We start from the raw sequence: 16,272 nt of genomic DNA on the forward strand, positions 1-16,272 counted from the left end.
GTCCTGACGTGACCAGCACCCTCGTCGTCGACGGCGCCAACGTCGTGGGCAGCCGGCCCGACGGGTGGTGGAGGGACCGCGCCGGCGCGGCGCGGCGGCTCCACGAGCAGTTGCTGGTCGCCGACGTACCGGGGGACGAGGTCGTCCTGGTGCTGGAGGGCGCGGCCAAGGGCGGAGTGCCGGCCGGGCGCGACGCGCACGTGCGGACGGTCCACGCGCCCAAGGACGGCGACGCCACGATCCTCGACGAGGCTCGGCGCGCCGCTGCGAAGGGACGCCAGGTCACCGTCGTGACGGCCGACCGGGCGCTGGCTGCCAACGTCGCGGGCGTCGGCGCCCTGGCGCTGAGCCCGTCGTGGCTGCTCGACCGGCTCGGATGAGGCACCGCTAGCGTCGGGTCATGCCTGCGCTGAAGATCTCCGGACCGGTCCTCCCCGACGGCGAACCGCGAGACCTCTACGTGGTCGACGGTCTCGTCACCTACGAGGCCCAGCCGGGCGCCGAGACGGTCGCCCGCGGATGGGTCGTGCCCGGCCTCGTCGACGCCCACAACCACCTGGGTCTCGAGGACGGGGGCGCTGTCGACGACGAGGAGGTCGAGCGGCAGGCGGTCGCCGACCGGGACGCCGGCGCCCTGCTGCTGCGCGACTGCGGCTCACCGGCCGACACCCGGTGGGTGCACGAGCGTGAGGACCTGCCCCGGCTGGTGCGCGCGGGCCGGCACATCGCGCGCACCCGGCGCTACATCCGCCACTACGCCCACGAGGTGGAGCCCGAGGACCTCACAGCCCAGGTCGTGCAGGAGGCACGCGCCGGCGACGGCTGGGTCAAGCTGGTCGGTGACTGGATCTCGCGTGAGCAGGGCGACCTCGCCCCGTCGTTCCCGGCCGAGGCCTTCGCCGCCGCCATCGCGGCCGCGCACCAGGAGGGCGCGAAGGTGACCGCACACTGCTTCGGTCGGGACGTGCTCCAGGGGCTGCTGGACGCAGGGATCGACTGCATCGAGCACGGCACCGGCCTGACCGTCGACCAGGTCGAGCAGATGGCCGCGGCCGGGACCGCGCTGGTGCCCACCGTCATGCAGACCGGCAAGTTCCCGACCTTCGCCGAGCAGGGAAGGGACAAGTTCCCCCGGTACGCCGCCACGATGGAGGATCTCTACGCCCGCCGGCGGGAGGTGCTGATGAGCGCGTACGAGGCGGGGGTGCGGATGTACGTCGGCAGCGACGGCGGGGGTGCGCAGCGCCACGGGTACCTCGCCGGCGAGGTGCTCGCGATGGCCGAGATGGGGCTCCCGGCCGAGGACGTGCTCGCGGCCGCCTCGTGGGGCGGCCGCGCCTGGCTCGGCTGGTCCGCGCTCGAGGAGGGCGCCACCGCCGACCTCGTCGTCTACGACCGGGACCCCCGGACCGACCTCGCTGCCCTGTGGGAGCCGGTCCGGGTGGTGCTGCGCGGGCGGGTCGTGGCCTGAGCGGCCGGCGCTTCAACACACCTGCGTCACCGCACCTGGATCAGCGGGCCGCAGACGTAGTCCCCGGCCGAGACCTGCTTCCACCGGCCGCCGCGGAGCTCGATGACCCGCACGCAGTCGCCGCTCCGCTTCGAGCCGACCTGCTGGGGGGAGTGGAGCCCCTTCCCGGTCCAGTTCCTCACCCCTCCCAGCGCATCGACCATCGACGCGCGCGTGAGTCGTCCGCCCAGGCGGCTCGCCTGCTCGACGAAGAGCCGCGTGGCCGACCACGCGTACGCGCCGTAGATCGTGGGGATGGCACCGGGTCGCACCTGCTCCAGCCAGCCGCGGTAGAGGGCGACCTCGGGGTTGTCCATGTCGTCGAGCAACGCCGTGGTGGTGTAGACGGTGGTGCCCTCGCCGACCTCGCCGGCCTCCTCGACGTAGGTCTGGTCGTAGATCGTCTGGTCCTGGATGAAGGCCTTCGGCTCGTAGCCCTGCTGCCGCATGGCCTCCTGCAGCCGGATGGTGTGCTGGTAGGGCCCGACGTAGGTCACCAGCTCGATGCCCTGGTCCTTCAGCTGTTGGACGTACGGCGCGTAGTTGAACTCCGCCACGTCGATCGGCTTGACGTAGTCGACCCCGAGGCCGGCCTTCCCCCAGGCCTCGGCCAGACGCTGCGCGGCCAGGGGGACGGTGCCCACGTTGATGTAGAGGACACCGACCGCGTCGGCTGCGCCGCCGTGGGTCTTGCGCAGGTACTGCGGCATCGCCGCGGGCTGCAGGGTCGGGGTGACCGCCGCGGTGCCGAAGCAGGTGGAGCACTCGTAGACGTCCTGCGAGACCGAGAGGGCGTGGAGGTCCGGCAGACCGCATCCCTCCGAGGTCGCCGCACCGCCGTCGTCGAAGACCGACATCGAGCCGACCGACGCGAACGCCTCGTCGCAGGCGCGGGCGTAGGCGACCTGGTTCGCACCGGAGTCGGCGCGGCTGTCGAGCGTGAGCACCTCCAGCGAGCGGCCACAGAGGTCCGAGGTGGCGTTGAAGTACGCGGCGAAGGCTTGGGACCCGTCGTGCGCGGCCTGGAACACCCCGGGGACGGGTCCGGAGATGTCGGAGACGTTCGCGACGGTGATCGTCTTGTCGGTGACGCCGACCTGGTTCTCGAACCCGCGACAGTCCCCCTGCTTCGCCGGGTCGGCGGCCGGTGGGCTCCCCGCCGATCCGCCGCCGGCCGAGGGAGAGCCACCGGGCGTCCCCGCTCCCGGGTCGCTGCCCGGCACCGTCGACCCGGCCGGTCCGCCGGCGCCGCTGCTGCCGGTGCCGGCCACCGCGCCCCCGGTGGTGGTCGTGGTCCCGTCGGCGCCCGTGGCCGGGGCGCCGCCGACCGTGCCCTCGAGGCCCGGCTCCGCGCCGAGCGCGCTGACCTGCGCGACCGTGGCCGGGTCGACCTGGGACCCGCACCCGGCGAGGACCGCGGGGCACGCCGCCAGCACGGCGAGAGCGGCGGCCCGGCGGAGGCGGTGGGGTCGCTCGAGGCGGGAACGGACGCTCCGGCTGCTGACCACGGACGGCTCCTCTCGCGGGTGCGTACGTCCGGCACCGTAACAACGCCTGTGAGCCGTGTCACTACTTATCGGCATTGCTGAAGGTAAGTTGGGCGTCGATGACGTGGTCCTCCGTCGCCCGATCGGGCGCGGCGGCCGCGGGGCCGATTTCTCCGGGTCCGCGGGGTCTGGCAGACTTCCCCGCTGAGTCCTGCGCGCCCGGACCCTCTCACCCGGACGCGACATGGCCCATCGAGGAGCCCGGCCCGGTCCCCACCTGGTGACGGTGCGCCTCACCACACACGACATCTGAGGAGACACCACAGCTGTGGCCGTCAAGATCCGTTTGAAGCGCCTGGGCAAGGTCCGGGTGCCGCAGTACCGCATCGTCGTCGTCGACTCCCGCAAGAAGCGCGACGGCAGGGTGATCGAGGAGATCGGCAAGTACCACCCCAAGGAGGACCCGTCGTACATCGACGTCGTCTCCGAGCGGGCGCAGTACTGGCTGGGCGTCGGCGCGCAGCCCTCCGAGGCCGTGGCGGCGATCCTCAAGGTCACCGGCGACTGGCAGAAGTTCAAGGGTGAGCCGGGTGCCGAGGGCACGCTGCGCCACGCCGAGCCGAAGCGCGACAAGCTCGAGATCTTCAACGAGGCGCTCAAGGAGGCCCACAGCGGCGACTCCAGCGACGCCGTGACGAAGAAGGCCTCGAAGAAGGCGGAGACCGCGGAGCCGGCCGCCGAGGCGCCGGCCGAGCCGGCCCCCGTCCCGGCCGTCGAGACGCCCGAGGGCGCCACCGAGGAGGCTGAGGCGGTCGAGACCGCCGAGACCAAGTCGGACGCCGACCCGGACCGTCCTGACGCGGACAAGCAGGCCTGATCGTGCTCGCCGACGCGCTCGAGCACCTCGTCCGTGGGGTGGTCGACCACCCCGACGACGTGACCGTGCGCGACAAGCAGCTGCGCCGCGGGTCGATCCTCGAGGTCCGGGTGCACCCCGACGACCTCGGGAAGGTGATCGGGCGCGGCGGCCGCACCGCCTCGGCGTTCCGCACCGTCGTCTCGGCCCTCGCGGGTCGTGACGGGGCGCGGGTCGACTTCGTGGACGTCGACCGACGCTGATCGCTGGTCGAGACCATGAACGGGTGCCGCCCTCCGGGGTGGCACCCGTTCGCCCTTCCTGGACCCGTCGAGAGGGAGCAGCAGTGGACACGATCGAGCTGGTGGTCGGCCGGATCGGCAAGCCGCACGGCATCCGGGGCGAGGTGACGGTCGACGTGCGCACCGACGAGCCCGAGCGGCGGTACGCCGTGGGGGCCCGGCTGCGGGTGGAGGCGCCGCGCGGCTCGGCGTACCCGCTGCGCGAGCTGACCGTCGAGGGCGCCCGCTGGCACCAGACGAGGCTCCTGGTGGCCTTCGAGGAGATCGCGGACCGCACCGCCGCCGAGGCCGCCCGCGGCCTCGTCCTGCACGCCACCGTGCCCGCCGACGAGACGCCCGAGGACCCCGACGAGTTCTACGACCACCAGCTGGTCGGGCTGTCGGCGTACGACCTCGACGGCACGGAGCTCGGCACCGTCTCGGCGCTCGTGCACGGGGGTGCCCAGGACCTGCTCACCATCCGCACGCCGTCGGGCCGGGAGGCGCTCGTGCCGTTCGTCAAGGCGCTCGTGCCCGAGGTCGACCTCGCGGCCCGACGGGTGGTCGTCGCCGACCGCCCGGGGCTCGTGACGCCGCTCCCCGAGGACGCCTGAGCGAGGAGATGGCCCGGTGCGGCTGGACTACCTGACGATCTTCCCCGACTACCTGACGCCCCTGCAGCTGTCGCTGCCCGGCCGGGCCGTCGCCTCCGGGCTGCTCGAGGTCCACGTCCACGACCTGCGCCGCTGGACCCACGACCGGCACCGCACGGTCGACGACACGCCGTACGGCGGTGGGGCCGGCATGGTCTTGAAGCCCGAGCCGTTCGGCGAGGCGTTCGACGAGCTGTCCGTGGCCGGCGCGACCCTGGTGGTGCCCACGCCCTCGGGTGTGCCGTTCAGCCAGGCCCTGGCCCGGGAGCTGGCGACCCGGGATCGGCTGGTCTTCGCGTGCGGCCGGTACGAGGGCATCGACCAGCGGGTGCTCGACCACGCGCGCACGGTCGCCGAGGTCCACGAGGTGTCGATCGGCGACTACGTGCTCAACGGGGGAGAGGTGGCCGCCCTGGCGATCACCGAGGCCGTGGTGCGGCTGCTGCCCGGCTTCATGGGCAACGCCGCGTCGCTGGTGGAGGAGTCCCACGAGGACGGCCTCCTGGAGTACCCCGTCTACACCAAGCCGGCGTCGTGGCGGGGCCACGAGGTGCCGCCGGTGCTGCTGTCGGGCGACCACGGGGCGATCGCGGCGTGGCGGCACGGGGAGGCGGTGCGGCGGACGGCCGAGCGTCGGCCCGACCTGTGGCCGCCCTCGCAGGTGCTCGACGGCGTCGAGCTGCGGCCGGCGCGGCCCGCCGACGCGGCCGAGGTGCTGGTGCTGCAGCGCGCGTGCTGGGTGGCGGAGCAGCACGACAACCCCGACGTGCGGATCCCCGCCCTGCACGAGACGTACGACGAGGTGCGCGCCTGGGTGGAGCGGGACCACGTGCTCGTCGCCCGGGCGGCCGGTCGGCTGGTCGGCGCGGTGCGCGGCTCGCTCGACGGCGACGTCTGGCACGTCGGCCGGCTGATGGTGGCACCCGACGTGGCCGGCCGCGGGCTCGGCCGGGCGCTGCTCGCGGCGGTGGAGGCCGCGGCGCCGCCGGGCGCGGCGTCGTACCAGCTGGTGACCGGGGCGGGCAGCCTGCGCAACCAGCGGATGTACAAGAAGGCTGGCTACCGCCACGCCGGCGAGGTGGAGCCGGGCGTGGTCCGGATGACCAAGCGCCGCTCCGGCGGCTGATTTCCGGGCCGTCGCGGGCCTGTGGCAGACTCGTCCACCGGCCCAGTCGGCCGAAGGACCGCCCCGAGGAACACGCGGGGGGTCTGTGCCGGGCTCCTGCCACAGGGGGAGTCCTGCGCCGCCGGCCACCCGTGCTGGGCCCGCACCTTCGAAACCTTCCGACACCGCGGCTGACCTGTGGCACTCGCGAGGAGCACCCATGAGCAACAAGCTGGTCGCCGAGCTCGGCGATGCCGCCAAGCGTTCCGACGTCCCCGACTTCCGCGCCGGTGACACCATCAAGGTCCACGTGAAGGTCGTCGAGGGCAACCGCTCCCGTGTGCAGGTCTTCCAGGGCGTCGTCATCCGCGTGCAGGGCTCGGGCATCGGCCGCACGTTCACCGTCCGCAAGGTCTCCTTCGGCGTCGGTGTGGAGCGCACCTTCCCGCTGAACTCCCCGATCTTCGAGCAGATCGAGGTCGTGACCCGCGGTGACGTGCGCCGGGCGAAGCTCTACTACCTGCGCAACCTCCGCGGCAAGGCCGCCAAGATCAAGGAGCGTCGCGAGGCCTGATCCGCCCCGAGCGGACCACCTCCCTAGACTCTGCGCGTGACCTCCGAAGACCGCGACCTCCATCCCGCCGACGCAAGCGCCGGCACGTCGGAGGGGTCGCGGTCTTCGTCGTCTCCGGAGGAGAAGAAGCGCCGGCACCTGCCGGTCTGGCAGGAGACGATCCTGCTGCTGGGGATCGCGCTGGTGCTCGCGGTGGTCATCAAGGCCTTCTTCGTCCAGGCGTTCTACATCCCGTCGGAGTCCATGGAGCCCGGCCTGGTCGAGAACGACCGGATCCTCGTCCAGAAGATGTCCTACTGGTTCGGCGGCGAGCCGGAGCGCGGGGACGTCGTCGTCTTCGAGGACCCGGGCGGCTGGCTGGGACCGGGCGAGCAGGGCGACCCGACGAACGCGGTCACCTCCGTGATGGCCAAGATCGGGCTCTACCCCTCCGGCGGGCACCTCGTGAAGCGCGTCGTCGGTGTCGAGGGCGACACGATCACCTGCTGCGACGACCGGGGCCGGATCTCGGTGAACGGCAAGCCGCTCAACGAGGACGCCTACGTCAAGTCCGAGAAGGGCATCGACTGTCGCGGGCCGATGACCGGCAACTGCAGCTGGTCCGCCGGGCCGGTGCCGGAGGGCCACCTCTTCGTGATGGGCGACAACCGGGGGCACTCGGCCGACTCCAGCCAGAAGCTCTGCCTGCCCGAGGCGACCGACTGCACCGAGAACCCCTACGTCCCGGTGGACTCGGTCGTGGGCAAGGTCTTCCTGCTGCTGTGGCCGGCCGACCGTTTCGAGTGGGTGGGACGTCCCGACGCCTTCGCGGACGTGCCCGACCCCTCCTGACCCCCGCGCGACCGTGAGCGTCCTGCCCCGAGGCTCCGCCGTCCGCCGCGACGCCGGGCTCTACGGCTACGAGCGGGCGCTGCGCCGTCACGGCATCGACCCGATCGCCGGCGTCGACGAGGCGGGCCGCGGGGCGTGCGCCGGGCCCCTCGTCGCCGGCGCCTGCATCCTCCCGTCCGGCAGGGCGGGCGTCGTCCCCGGCCTCGCCGACAGCAAGCTGCTGACCGAGAAGGCCCGCGAGCGGTGCTACGAGCAGGTGGTCCGCCGGGCCGTGGCGTGGTCGGTGGTGGTCGTGCCCCACGACGAGTGCGACCGGCTGGGCATGCACGTCGCGAACGTGCAGGCGCTGCGCCGGGCCGTCGCGCTGCTCGACGTGCCCCCGGCGTACGTGCTGACCGACGGGTTCCCCGTCGACGGGCTCGGTGTGCCGGGGCTGGCGGTGTGGAAGGGGGACCGGGTCGCAGCCTGCATCGCGGCCGCCTCCGTGCTGGCCAAGGTGACCCGGGACCGGATCATGCGGCAGCTGGACGCCGACTGGCCGGCGTACGACTTCGCCACGCACAAGGGCTACATCACCGAGACCCACACCGCGGCCCTGCTGGCGCACGGTCCCTCCCCGGTGCACCGGATGCGGTTCGTCAACGTCCGGCGCGCCGCCGGCCTCGAGGAGTCGACCGATCCCTCGGTGGTCGAGCCGGTCGATCCCTCGGTGGTCGAGTCGGTCGATCCCTCGGTGGTCGAGCTTGTCGAGACCACTACTGTCAGGTCGATGGGATGCAGCGGCAGCGACCGGGAGGCGCGATGAGTGCCGAGGACCTCGAGAAGTACGAGGCCGAGATGGAGCTGACGCTCTACCGCGAGTACCGCGACGTCGTCGGCATCTTCAAGTACGTCGTCGAGACCGACCGGCGCTTCTACCTGTGCAACCAGGTGGACGTGAAGGCCCGCACCGAGAACGGCGACGTCTTCTTCGAGGTCTCCATGTCCGATGCGTGGGTCTGGGACATGTACCGCCCTGCCCGGTTCGCCAAGAACGTCAAGGTGCTGACGTTCAAGGACGTGAACGTCGAGGAGCTCCAACCTTCGGACATCGATCCGCCGAAACCGTAGTCCGAACGGGCTATTCCGCCCCACAGCCGCGGCCATCGGTCCTAGGGTCGTGGCCGGGTGTCAAGGCGGTCCTGGGGCCTGCCGTGGACAAGGCGAGGGAGCTTCGGGTGACCGGGAGCAAGAGGGCGGTGCGACGTGCCGATCGCGGTGCGGCCGCCGTCGAGTTCGCCTTCGTCGCGCCCATCCTCATCATGCTGCTGTTCGGCATCATCAGCTACGGCTACCTCCTGAGCTTCCGGCAGAGCATCAGCCAGGCGGCGGCTGAGGGGGCGCGGGCGGCTGCCACGGCACCCGCCAACGCCGACCACGAGCAAATCGCCTTCACGGCGGTCGAGGACGTGCTGGACGCGGCCTGTCCGGCCGGCGACTCCGACTACCTCTCGTGCGCCGCGACGATCGGTGCTGCCTGCAGCGACTGCCTCGAGGTCACGGTGACGTGGAACTACGCGGCCGACGGGAGCAAGCCGAAGCTGTTCTACGACTTCGCGCTGCCTGACACGCTCAGCTACACCTCCGTCGCCCGCATCACCCAACCGACCAGCCCATGAGCCGCCGGACGAGGAACGAGCGCGGCGCGGTGGCAGTACTCACCGCGGTCGTGCTCACGGTGCTGCTGGTCATGGCTGCCTTCGCCGTCGACCTGGGCAAGCAGCGCGTCGTGCGCCGCGATGCCCAGGCGGTGGCGGACACCACGGCGATGGACATGGTGCGGCTCCTCGGGAACGGCGAACCGGTGAGCGACGCGATCGGGAGGACGGCAGCCTGGCGCACCCGCGGGATGCTGGACGACCAGCCCGGCGTGGAGGTCCACGAGGGCTACATCGGCCCGTCGGCGACGTACATCGCCGACCAGTCCCTCGGCTGCTCGGGCTCGCCGTACAACTCCTACTTCCGCGACCCGGCCTCAGCCGGGGAGCCCGCCAACGCGGTCCTGGTCGTGGTCGTCGGAAGCGTCGACTTCGCGTTCGCGCCCGGCGGGGGAAGCGCATGTCGGTCGGCGATCGCGATGGCCGAGGAGGGTGCGTGCTTCTCGGTCGGTTCCTACGCCGCTTCCCTGGAAGCAGGGGCCTCGCCGATCCTCGGGCCGCTGCTCGGTGCGCTCGGCAGCGACCTCTCGTTGACGGTGGCCGACCACCAGGGCCTCGCCAACGCCGAGGTCTCGCTCCTCACCTTCCTCGGCGTCGACCTCGGAGCCGGCACCATGCAGGAGCTCATCGACGGCGGCGAGCTGGTCAGCATCGGTGACTTCTACCTCGCTCTCGCGAAGGCGATCACGAAGGACTCGGGGTCGACCGCGCAGGTCCTCCTCCTCGAGCAGATCGCTGCCGGGCTGGACGTCGGGCAGGTCCGCCTGGGCGAGCTGATCGACCTGGGAGCCGGGGGCGCGCACGCCGGCCTCGACGCCACCCTCAACGTGCTCGACCTCGTCACGGCGGGCGCGTTGGTCGCGAACGGTGACCACGCCGTGGCGATCCCCGGCCTCAACGTGAACCTCGGGCCCCTGGCCGGCGTCGCGGCGAAGCTCACCGTCATCGAGGCCCCGCAGATCGGCTGCGGCCGGCGTGGTGAGGCAGAGGCCCACGACGCCCAGGTGCGGTTGGACCTGCAGAAGGCCCAGGTGAACGTCCCGGGCGTCGCGAAGGTGGGCCTGAGCGGTTCCATCCACGTCGCCAGCACCTCCGGCCTGCTCAGCGACGTGAGCTGTGACCCGAAGAAGGTGACGATCGACGCCACGACGAGCATCGTGAGCGTGGACCTGACCCTGAAGGTCTCCGTGTCGCTCGACCTGGGCCTGTTCTCGATCCCGATCGCCAACGTACCGGTCAAGATCACCGGTACGGCCCCGCCTGCCAACACCCAGACCGTCGACATCGACATCGCGACGAACGGCTACGAGGTGCCCGGCACCGTGGGCACCGGCAACAGCGGCCTGCCCTGGCTCAAGGTGGACACCTCGGGCTTGACGCTGCTCGGCATCCCGCTCGGGATCCTCACCGACGGCCTCATCTCGCCCCTGCTCTCGGTGGTGGTGAACCCGCTCATCCAGGGCCTGGACGCCGCTCTGCTCACGCCGGTGCTGCGAGCGCTCGGCTCGGACCTGGCGGGAGCCAAGATCTACGCCAAGCCCACCCCGTCCTGCGGAGAGCCCCGGCTCGTCGGCTGAGTGGCTCGCCCTGCGCCCGGACGTGGCATACGCCGAGCGGACAGACCTTCTAGTCACCTCGGGCCATCAGCCCCCGCAGCGGTGCCGGACCTGTCTACGCTCGAGACCTCGGACCATTCGGGGGTCGCAGGGAGGAGCGGGACTTTGTTCTGCCGTCGGCACAAGAAGCGCCGCGGTGATGAGGGGGGAGCGGCTGCGCTCGAGTTCGCGCTCGTGCTGCCGTTCTTGCTGCTGCTGGTCTTCGGGACCATCCAGTACGGCCTGTACTTCTGGACCATGCAGGGCGGAAGTGACATCGCGCGGGACGCCGCACGGATGTCCGCCGTCGGCACGCCGGCGACCTGCGCGGAGTTCGACTCGCGGGTCCGCGCGGCCGTCCAGTCGCTGAACGGCGCCGGTGGCGCCGCCCTGATCACCCGCTCCTACGTCGACGCCGCTCCGCTCGGAACCATCAACGTCGGCGACACCGTCCAGGTGCGCGTCGAGTTCCCCGCTGCCGACCTGCAGCTGCCGTTCCTCCCCTTCGTGGACGGCGGGCTCGTCTCCACCAGCGCCGAGGCACGCGTCGAGTTCGTCCCGGTCATCCCGCAGGCGTGCGTGTGAGGCGCCGCGACGAGGGCGGCTCGGTGGCGCTGATGGTCGGCTTCCTCGCGGTCGTGCTCTTCTCCGTCGCCGCCATGGCGGTCGACCTGGGCAACGCCTGGGCGCGCGAGCGTTCGGTGCAGAAGCAGGTCGACATCACCGCCCTGAGCGTCGGCCACCTGCTCCCGGCCACGGACGCCACCAAGGGGCTCATCGCCGCCCAGGTCGCGGCGTACCTCACCAGCAACGCCGCGTCCGGGCAGACGACGGTGGAGCCCACCGCACTCCTGAACGGCGTCACCGCCGACGGGGAGGTGACCTTCCAGGACGCGGACGGCCTAGCGTGCTTCACCGACTGCGCGCAGCTCACCGTCGTGGCGCCCACAGCGCGCGTCGACTTCGGGCTCGCCGGGGTGATGGGCTTCTCCGGCACCGACGTCCAGCGCAGCGCCTCGGTGCAGGCCTTCTCGGCGATACCGCGCGGTGAGAGCGTGCTCCCGTTCTGGCTGCCGAGCGGCTGCGCCCTCGGCCCCGCGATGCTGGACGTCGCGCCGGGCGGCGGGCCGGGCAAGTTCGACGCGATGGACACCACCACCACGGACACCACCACGGACACCACCACGGACACCACCACGGACACGTCCACCGACACGTCCACGACGGCGGAGCCGACCGCGTCCGAGACGTCGACCACGACGTTGCCGGCCGACGTCGTCCAGGGATCCCACGAGATCGTCGGGCCGGTCGCGCCGTCGACGGCCGGAGTGGGGCAGACGCTGGAGGTCGGGAACCTCCGGCTCACGATGATCCCGAGCAACATCGACCGGGCGTCCATCCGGTTCGTCGCCCCGGACGGGTCGTGGCACGACTACGCGGCCATGGACGTCGGGAAGACCGACCCGTTGATCGTCCCGCCGTTCGAGATCGGTGACGAGGTCACCTCCAAGCCCGGGACCTGGCGGGTGTACGGCATCGTGCAGCAGAAGAACGACAGCAAGGCACCGCAGATCTCGGTCGGGTACGAGACGTTCACCGTCACCGGCACGGCCCCCGAGGAGCCCGCCGTGGTCACCGAGCCGGAGGCGGAGCCCGTGCCGGTGCCCGGGAGCGGCATGGACTCGGAGGTCGTGGTGGACGACCCCGCTGCGGTGGGATGCGTGGGGCAGCAGCGTGGGAACTTCGGCCAGCTCGACAGCCCCCGCAAGACCGGCGAGGGCACGGGTGAGGCCCTGGCGCTCAACATCGCAGCGGGCCTCGACCACCTGCTCGAGCCCTACCGGTTCCCGGTGGGGGTGGCGCCGAGCAAGGAGTGCGTCGTCGGCGGTCAGGCACTCGCGGACGCCCGGCTCGACGACGTGCCCGAGGACGGCCGCAACTGCATCGCCGGGCTCCCAGGCAACCGGGTCTCGCCGCTCGGACCGGGCTTCCTGACCGGTGTGGGTGCTCTTCCCGGTCGCATCGCCGCGGCGCGTGGCGGGACCACCTGCCCGGGCCGCGTCGACGTCTGGCACGGCGGCGCCAGCGTGAACAACGACGTGCTCTCCTGCTTCCTGCGCAACGGTGCCTCCCTCGACGACATCAGCCAGCCCTCCGGCGTGACGCCCGCGATGCTCGACCCGTCGGTCGTGAGCTCACCGCGGTTCGTGTGGCTCCCGGTGGTCCAGGCCGCCGACCGGGTGCAGAAGGGGTTCCAGCCCATCCGCGAGTTCGTCCCCGCCTTCATCACCGACGAGAGCTCCACGAGCACCCGCGACCTGACGGACGCGTCGTCCTCCAACGGCGTCGTGCTCAACGGCGGCGGGCAGCAGGTCGCCGGCATCCAGGTCTTCGTCTTCCACAAGGACGCGCTCCCGATCGACGCGACGGCACCGACCGTGCGCTACGACCCCGTGGTGGGGATGAAGGTGGCTCGGCTCGTGCGCTGACGGCCCGGCTGTCGTCCACAGGGCGGCGCGGGCGGCGCCCGTCCACAGTGGCGAGCGCAGCGGTCGGCGGGGCCCGGTCCGCGACGGCACCCTCCTGCTCAGGAGGTCGACAGATGACGACGACGGCAGCACGCAACCACGCAGTGGGGCAGTACGGCGAGACGCTCGCGGCTCGGCACCTGGTCGCCGGAGGCATGGCGGTCCTCGACCGGAACTGGCGCTGCGCGCAGGGCGAGATCGACCTGGTCCTGAGGGACGGGCGGACGGTCGTGGTGTGCGAGGTGAAGACCCGCACCGGTCGGATCGGCGGGACCCCGCACGAGGCGGTGACCGACCTGAAGGTCCGGAGGCTGCGCCGGCTGGCGGTCCGGTGGCTCGAGGAGCACGGTGTCCCCCACCTGGAGGCGCGGATCGACATGGTGTGCGTCCAGCTGCCACGCCGGGGCGCCGCCGAGATCGAGCACGTCCGGGGGATCGGCTGATGCCGTTCGCAACCGCCCACACCGTCTCGGTGCAGGGCGCGGTCGGCCACCTGATCGAGGTGCAGGCCGACGTCTCGCCCGGGCTGGTCGGCACCACGGTCGTCGGACGTCCGGACGTGTCGCTCAACGAGGCGCGCGACCGCTGCCGGATGGCGATCATGAACAGCGAGCTCGACTGGCCGTCGACGAAGCGGGTGACGATCCTGCTCAGCCCCGCGGACCTCGCCAAGCGAGGCACCCACTTCGACCTGGCGATGGCGGTCGCGGTGATGGCGGCCAACGGCACGGTGCCGTGCTCCAGCCTGGTGGGCTGCCTCTTCCTCGGTGAGCTCACCCTCGCCGGGGGGCTGCGGTCGGTCCCCGGCGTCCTGCCGATGGTGCTGGCCGCCGCCCGTCGGGGGATCACCGAGGTCTACGTCCCCGAGCCGCAGGCCGCCGAGGCCTGCATGGTCCCCGGGGTCGCCGTCTACGGCATGCGTTCGCTCGCCCAGGTCGCGGCTCAGCTCGCCGGCGAGGAGGTGCCCGACGCTCCGCCGGTGGCGGAGCAGTCCGGCAGCCAGCTGCTGACCTGGCGCGGCGACGACCGGCTCGACGACACCGACATGGTCGACGTGCTGGGCCTGCCGGACGCCCGGTACGCCCTCGAGGTCGCGGCCGCGGGCGGCCACCACCTGATGCTCACCGGCCCCAAGGGCGCGGGGAAGACCACCCTGGCCGAGCGTCTTCCGGGGCTCCTCCCCGACCTCGACCACGAGCAGTCGCTCGAGCTGACCGCGCTGCACTCCCTGGCCGGGGTCCTCGACCCGGCGCGAGGCATGCTGACCCGACCGCCGTTCGCCGCGCCGCACCACGACGCCAGCAAGGCCAGCCTGATCGGGGGTGGCACCGGCCGGGTCCGGCCCGGGGAGATCAGCCGCGCCCACCACGGGGTGCTCTTCCTCGACGAGTTCCCCCTCTTCCGGACCGACGTGATCGAGGCGCTGCGCCAGCCCCTCGAGAGCGGCGACGTGACGATCGCGCGCGGCGAGGAGTCGGCGACCTTCCCGGCCCGCGCCATCGTCGTCGTGGCGTGCAACCCCTGCCCGTGCGGTGACTACGCCCCGACCGCCCGGGACAACCGGTGCACCTGCGGCGAGCGCGTGCGCCGCGACTACCGCAGCCGGATCACCGGCCCGCTCAGCGACCGCATCGACATCACCCGGGAGGTGGCGCCGGTCAGGGGCCCCGGTGCCGCGGCGTTCGGCCCGCCGGAGTCGTCGGCCGACATCCGCAGCCGGGTGGAGGCCGTGCGTCGTCGTCAGCAGGAGCGGTACGACGGATGCGGCTGGCGGCTGAACGGACACGTGCCCGGGCCCGCCCTCCGCGAGCTGTGGCCGCTGACGACCCCGGCGCAGCAGCTCCTCGACGAGGCGATCGGCAAGGGGGTGCTCACCCGTCGTGGTGCGGTCCGGGTCCACCGGCTGGCCTGGACGGTGGCCGACCTGGCAGGCGGGGCCGGACCCGGGGAGAGCGAGCTGCAGACTGCGCTGCGGCTCCGGACCGGGGAGCCGCTGCTCCTCACCGACCTCGGGCAGCGTGCCGGATGAGCGACGAGCGCCTGGCCCGCGTCGCCCTCGGACGGCTCGGCGAGCCCGGCGACCCGCGCATCGGTGGCCTCGTGGCCGAGCTCGGGGCGACCCTCCTGCACGAGCGGCTGCTGGCCGAGCTCGACCTCGCCGGCCTCCGCAGCGACCTCGCCCTCCGGCTCGACGAGACCGACCCGGTCCGCGACCTCGAGGTGGCCGAGCGGCTCGGCATCCGCTTCGTCATCCCCGGCGACGACGAGTGGCCCGAGCAGGTCGACGACCTCGGTAGGGCCGGCCAGGTCCAGGGGAGGGGCGGACCACCGCTGGGCCTGTGGGTCCGGGGCCCGCTGCCGCTGGACGCGCTGGGGGCCTCCGTGGCCGTGGTCGGGTCGCGGTCCGCGACGACGTACGGCGCCGAGGTGGCCGCGACGCTGTCGGCGACTCTCGCGGCGGCGTCCGCGCCCGTCGTCTCCGGTGCGGCCTTCGGGATCGACCAGGCCGCGCACCGAGGGGCCCTGGCCGCGGACGGGCCGACCGTCGCGGTCCTCGCGTGCGGCGTCGACCGCGCCTACCCGGCGGCGCACCGGAACCTGCTCCAGCACCTGGCCGCGGAGGGGGCGGTCGTCTCCGAGCTGGCGCCCGGGTCGGCACCCACCCGGCTGCGCTTCCTCGCCCGCAACCGGGTGATCGCGGCCCTCACCCGCGGCACGGTCGTGGTGGAGGCGGCGGTGCGCAGCGGCGCCCTCAACACCGCGAACTGGGCGGCGCGGCTCAACCGCGCCGTGATGGGTGTGCCCGGCCCGGTGACGAGCGCGCCGTCCCAGGGCGTGCACCAGCTCGTCCGCACGGGCGCCGCCACCCTGGTCACCTCGGGGGAGGAGGTGCTCGAGCTCGTGGGCGAGGTGGGCGAGCACCTGCTGCCGCGGCCGCAGGGTCCCGAGCGGGCGCGGGACCGGCTCACGCTCCGGCACCAGCAGGTCCTCGATGCGGTGCCGGTGGCCACGGGAGCACGTGCCGACTCGATCGCGCGGACGGCGGGCCTGGCCCTGCTCGACGTCCGGTCGAGCCTGGACCGGCTGCGTGACCTCGGGCTCGTCGAGCAGGGGGACACCGGCTGGCGGCTCGCCGCGCTGGCTCTCCGGTGAGG

18 protein-coding genes and 1 pseudogene are annotated in these 16,272 nt (G+C 72.8%); 18 read left to right on the forward strand and 1 reads right to left on the reverse strand.

All coding sequences use genetic code 11. The features are described 5' to 3' along the window. Positions 1-8: 8 nt before the first annotated feature. Together ACSMHG_RS10685 and ACSMHG_RS10690 are read left to right on the forward strand one after the other, a co-directional pair. The gene (locus ACSMHG_RS10685; protein WP_435744635.1) at positions 9-380 is read left to right on the forward strand and encodes an NYN domain-containing protein; all 372 of its coding nucleotides are present in this window, start codon (positions 9-11) and stop codon (positions 378-380) included. Positions 381-400: 20 nt separating this feature from the next. Continuing rightward, entirely contained in the window at positions 401-1,471 is a 1,071-nt protein-coding gene (locus ACSMHG_RS10690; protein ID WP_435744638.1) for an amidohydrolase family protein, read from the forward strand. A 26-nt stretch (positions 1,472-1,497) separates the two neighbouring features. On the opposite strand, the gene ACSMHG_RS10695 is transcribed toward ACSMHG_RS10690, so the two are convergent. Beyond that, positions 1,498-3,018, reverse strand: coding sequence for an ABC transporter substrate-binding protein (locus ACSMHG_RS10695; RefSeq protein WP_435744640.1), 1,521 nt, complete (start codon positions 3,016-3,018; stop codon positions 1,498-1,500). Between the two features lie 307 nt (positions 3,019-3,325). Here ACSMHG_RS10695 and rpsP point away from each other — a divergent pair, with 307 nt between their 5' ends. The 16 genes and pseudogenes from rpsP to dprA all read left to right on the forward strand — a co-directional run bounded on the left by rpsP (position 3,326) and on the right by dprA (position 16,270). Next, positions 3,326-3,874: a 30S ribosomal protein S16 gene (gene rpsP / locus ACSMHG_RS10700; RefSeq protein ID WP_435744642.1), complete on the forward strand. Its 549-nt coding sequence runs from the start codon at positions 3,326-3,328 to the stop codon at positions 3,872-3,874. Positions 3,875-3,876: 2 nt separating this feature from the next. After that, a complete protein-coding gene (locus ACSMHG_RS10705; RefSeq protein ID WP_435744644.1) occupies positions 3,877-4,116 on the forward strand; it encodes an RNA-binding protein in 240 nt (79 codons plus the stop codon). Positions 4,117-4,199: 83 nt separating this feature from the next. Next, positions 4,200-4,748, forward strand: coding sequence for a ribosome maturation factor RimM (gene rimM / locus ACSMHG_RS10710; RefSeq protein WP_435744647.1), 549 nt, complete (start codon positions 4,200-4,202; stop codon positions 4,746-4,748). A gap of 16 nt (positions 4,749-4,764) precedes the next feature. Beyond that, a pseudogene (gene trmD, locus ACSMHG_RS10715) lies at positions 4,765-5,433 on the forward strand (tRNA (guanosine(37)-N1)-methyltransferase TrmD); the annotation flags it as partial. A gap of 120 nt (positions 5,434-5,553) precedes the next feature. Continuing rightward, complete coding sequence (locus ACSMHG_RS10720) at positions 5,554-5,913, forward strand: GNAT family N-acetyltransferase (protein WP_494338340.1); 360 nt, start codon at positions 5,554-5,556, stop codon at positions 5,911-5,913. A gap of 199 nt (positions 5,914-6,112) precedes the next feature. Beyond that, the gene (gene rplS, locus ACSMHG_RS10725; RefSeq protein WP_435744649.1) at positions 6,113-6,466 is read left to right on the forward strand and encodes a 50S ribosomal protein L19; all 354 of its coding nucleotides are present in this window, start codon (positions 6,113-6,115) and stop codon (positions 6,464-6,466) included. 36 nt (positions 6,467-6,502) lie between these two features. Continuing rightward, the gene (gene lepB, locus ACSMHG_RS10730; RefSeq protein WP_435744651.1) at positions 6,503-7,297 is read left to right on the forward strand and encodes a signal peptidase I; all 795 of its coding nucleotides are present in this window, start codon (positions 6,503-6,505) and stop codon (positions 7,295-7,297) included. Positions 7,298-7,310: 13 nt separating this feature from the next. Next, the gene (locus tag ACSMHG_RS10735) at positions 7,311-8,102 is read left to right on the forward strand and encodes a ribonuclease HII (RefSeq protein ID WP_435744653.1); all 792 of its coding nucleotides are present in this window, start codon (positions 7,311-7,313) and stop codon (positions 8,100-8,102) included. Beyond that, on the forward strand, positions 8,099-8,407 hold the full coding sequence (locus tag ACSMHG_RS10740) for a DUF2469 domain-containing protein (protein WP_435744655.1): 309 nt from the start codon (positions 8,099-8,101) through the stop codon (positions 8,405-8,407). Before ACSMHG_RS10735 ends, ACSMHG_RS10740 begins: the two co-directional genes overlap by 4 nt. A 128-nt stretch (positions 8,408-8,535) precedes the next feature. Further along, a complete protein-coding gene (locus tag ACSMHG_RS10745; RefSeq protein WP_435744657.1) occupies positions 8,536-8,955 on the forward strand; it encodes a TadE/TadG family type IV pilus assembly protein in 420 nt (139 codons plus the stop codon). Further along, a complete protein-coding gene (locus ACSMHG_RS10750; RefSeq protein ID WP_435744659.1) occupies positions 8,952-10,571 on the forward strand; it encodes a pilus assembly protein TadG-related protein in 1,620 nt (539 codons plus the stop codon). The genes ACSMHG_RS10745 and ACSMHG_RS10750 overlap by 4 nt, the downstream gene beginning before the upstream one ends. 144 nt (positions 10,572-10,715) lie before the next feature. Further along, positions 10,716-11,174 (forward strand): TadE/TadG family type IV pilus assembly protein, encoded by a 459-nt coding sequence (locus ACSMHG_RS10755; RefSeq protein ID WP_435744661.1) that lies wholly within the window; start codon positions 10,716-10,718, stop codon positions 11,172-11,174. Beyond that, positions 11,171-13,078 carry a TadE/TadG family type IV pilus assembly protein gene (locus ACSMHG_RS10760; RefSeq protein WP_435744663.1) on the forward strand — a complete coding sequence of 636 codons (1,908 nt, stop codon included), beginning with the start codon at positions 11,171-11,173 and terminating at the stop codon, positions 13,076-13,078. The genes ACSMHG_RS10755 and ACSMHG_RS10760 overlap by 4 nt, the downstream gene beginning before the upstream one ends. Before the next feature lie 113 nt (positions 13,079-13,191). After that, positions 13,192-13,560, forward strand: a complete 369-nt coding sequence (locus ACSMHG_RS10765; RefSeq protein ID WP_435744665.1) for a YraN family protein — start codon at positions 13,192-13,194, stop codon at positions 13,558-13,560. Beyond that, positions 13,560-15,146: a YifB family Mg chelatase-like AAA ATPase gene (locus tag ACSMHG_RS10770; RefSeq protein ID WP_435744667.1), complete on the forward strand. Its 1,587-nt coding sequence runs from the start codon at positions 13,560-13,562 to the stop codon at positions 15,144-15,146. The genes ACSMHG_RS10765 and ACSMHG_RS10770 overlap by 1 nt, the downstream gene beginning before the upstream one ends. Continuing rightward, entirely contained in the window at positions 15,143-16,270 is a 1,128-nt protein-coding gene (gene dprA / locus ACSMHG_RS10775; protein WP_435744669.1) for a DNA-processing protein DprA, read from the forward strand. The genes ACSMHG_RS10770 and dprA overlap by 4 nt, the downstream gene beginning before the upstream one ends. The last annotated feature ends 2 nt before the right edge of the window (positions 16,271-16,272 follow it).

It is taken from the genome of Nocardioides ureilyticus (genome assembly GCF_051280745.1).
Classification (GTDB): domain Bacteria; phylum Actinomycetota; class Actinomycetes; order Propionibacteriales; family Nocardioidaceae; genus Nocardioides.

What these genes read in the sequence shown, in the direction of transcription:
- ACSMHG_RS10690 (WP_435744638.1), top strand. Translation starts at nt 401, where the DNA reads ATGCCTGCGCTGAAGATCTCCGGACCGGTCCTCCCCGACGGCGAACCG.
- rplS (WP_435744649.1), top strand. Translation starts at nt 6,113, where the DNA reads ATGAGCAACAAGCTGGTCGCCGAGCTCGGCGATGCCGCCAAGCGTTCC.
- ACSMHG_RS10740 (WP_435744655.1), top strand. Translation starts at nt 8,099, where the DNA reads ATGAGTGCCGAGGACCTCGAGAAGTACGAGGCCGAGATGGAGCTGACG.
- ACSMHG_RS10750 (WP_435744659.1), top strand. Translation starts at nt 8,952, where the DNA reads ATGAGCCGCCGGACGAGGAACGAGCGCGGCGCGGTGGCAGTACTCACC.
- ACSMHG_RS10765 (WP_435744665.1), top strand. Translation starts at nt 13,192, where the DNA reads ATGACGACGACGGCAGCACGCAACCACGCAGTGGGGCAGTACGGCGAG.
- ACSMHG_RS10770 (WP_435744667.1), top strand. Translation starts at nt 13,560, where the DNA reads ATGCCGTTCGCAACCGCCCACACCGTCTCGGTGCAGGGCGCGGTCGGC.
- dprA (WP_435744669.1), top strand. Translation starts at nt 15,143, where the DNA reads ATGAGCGACGAGCGCCTGGCCCGCGTCGCCCTCGGACGGCTCGGCGAG.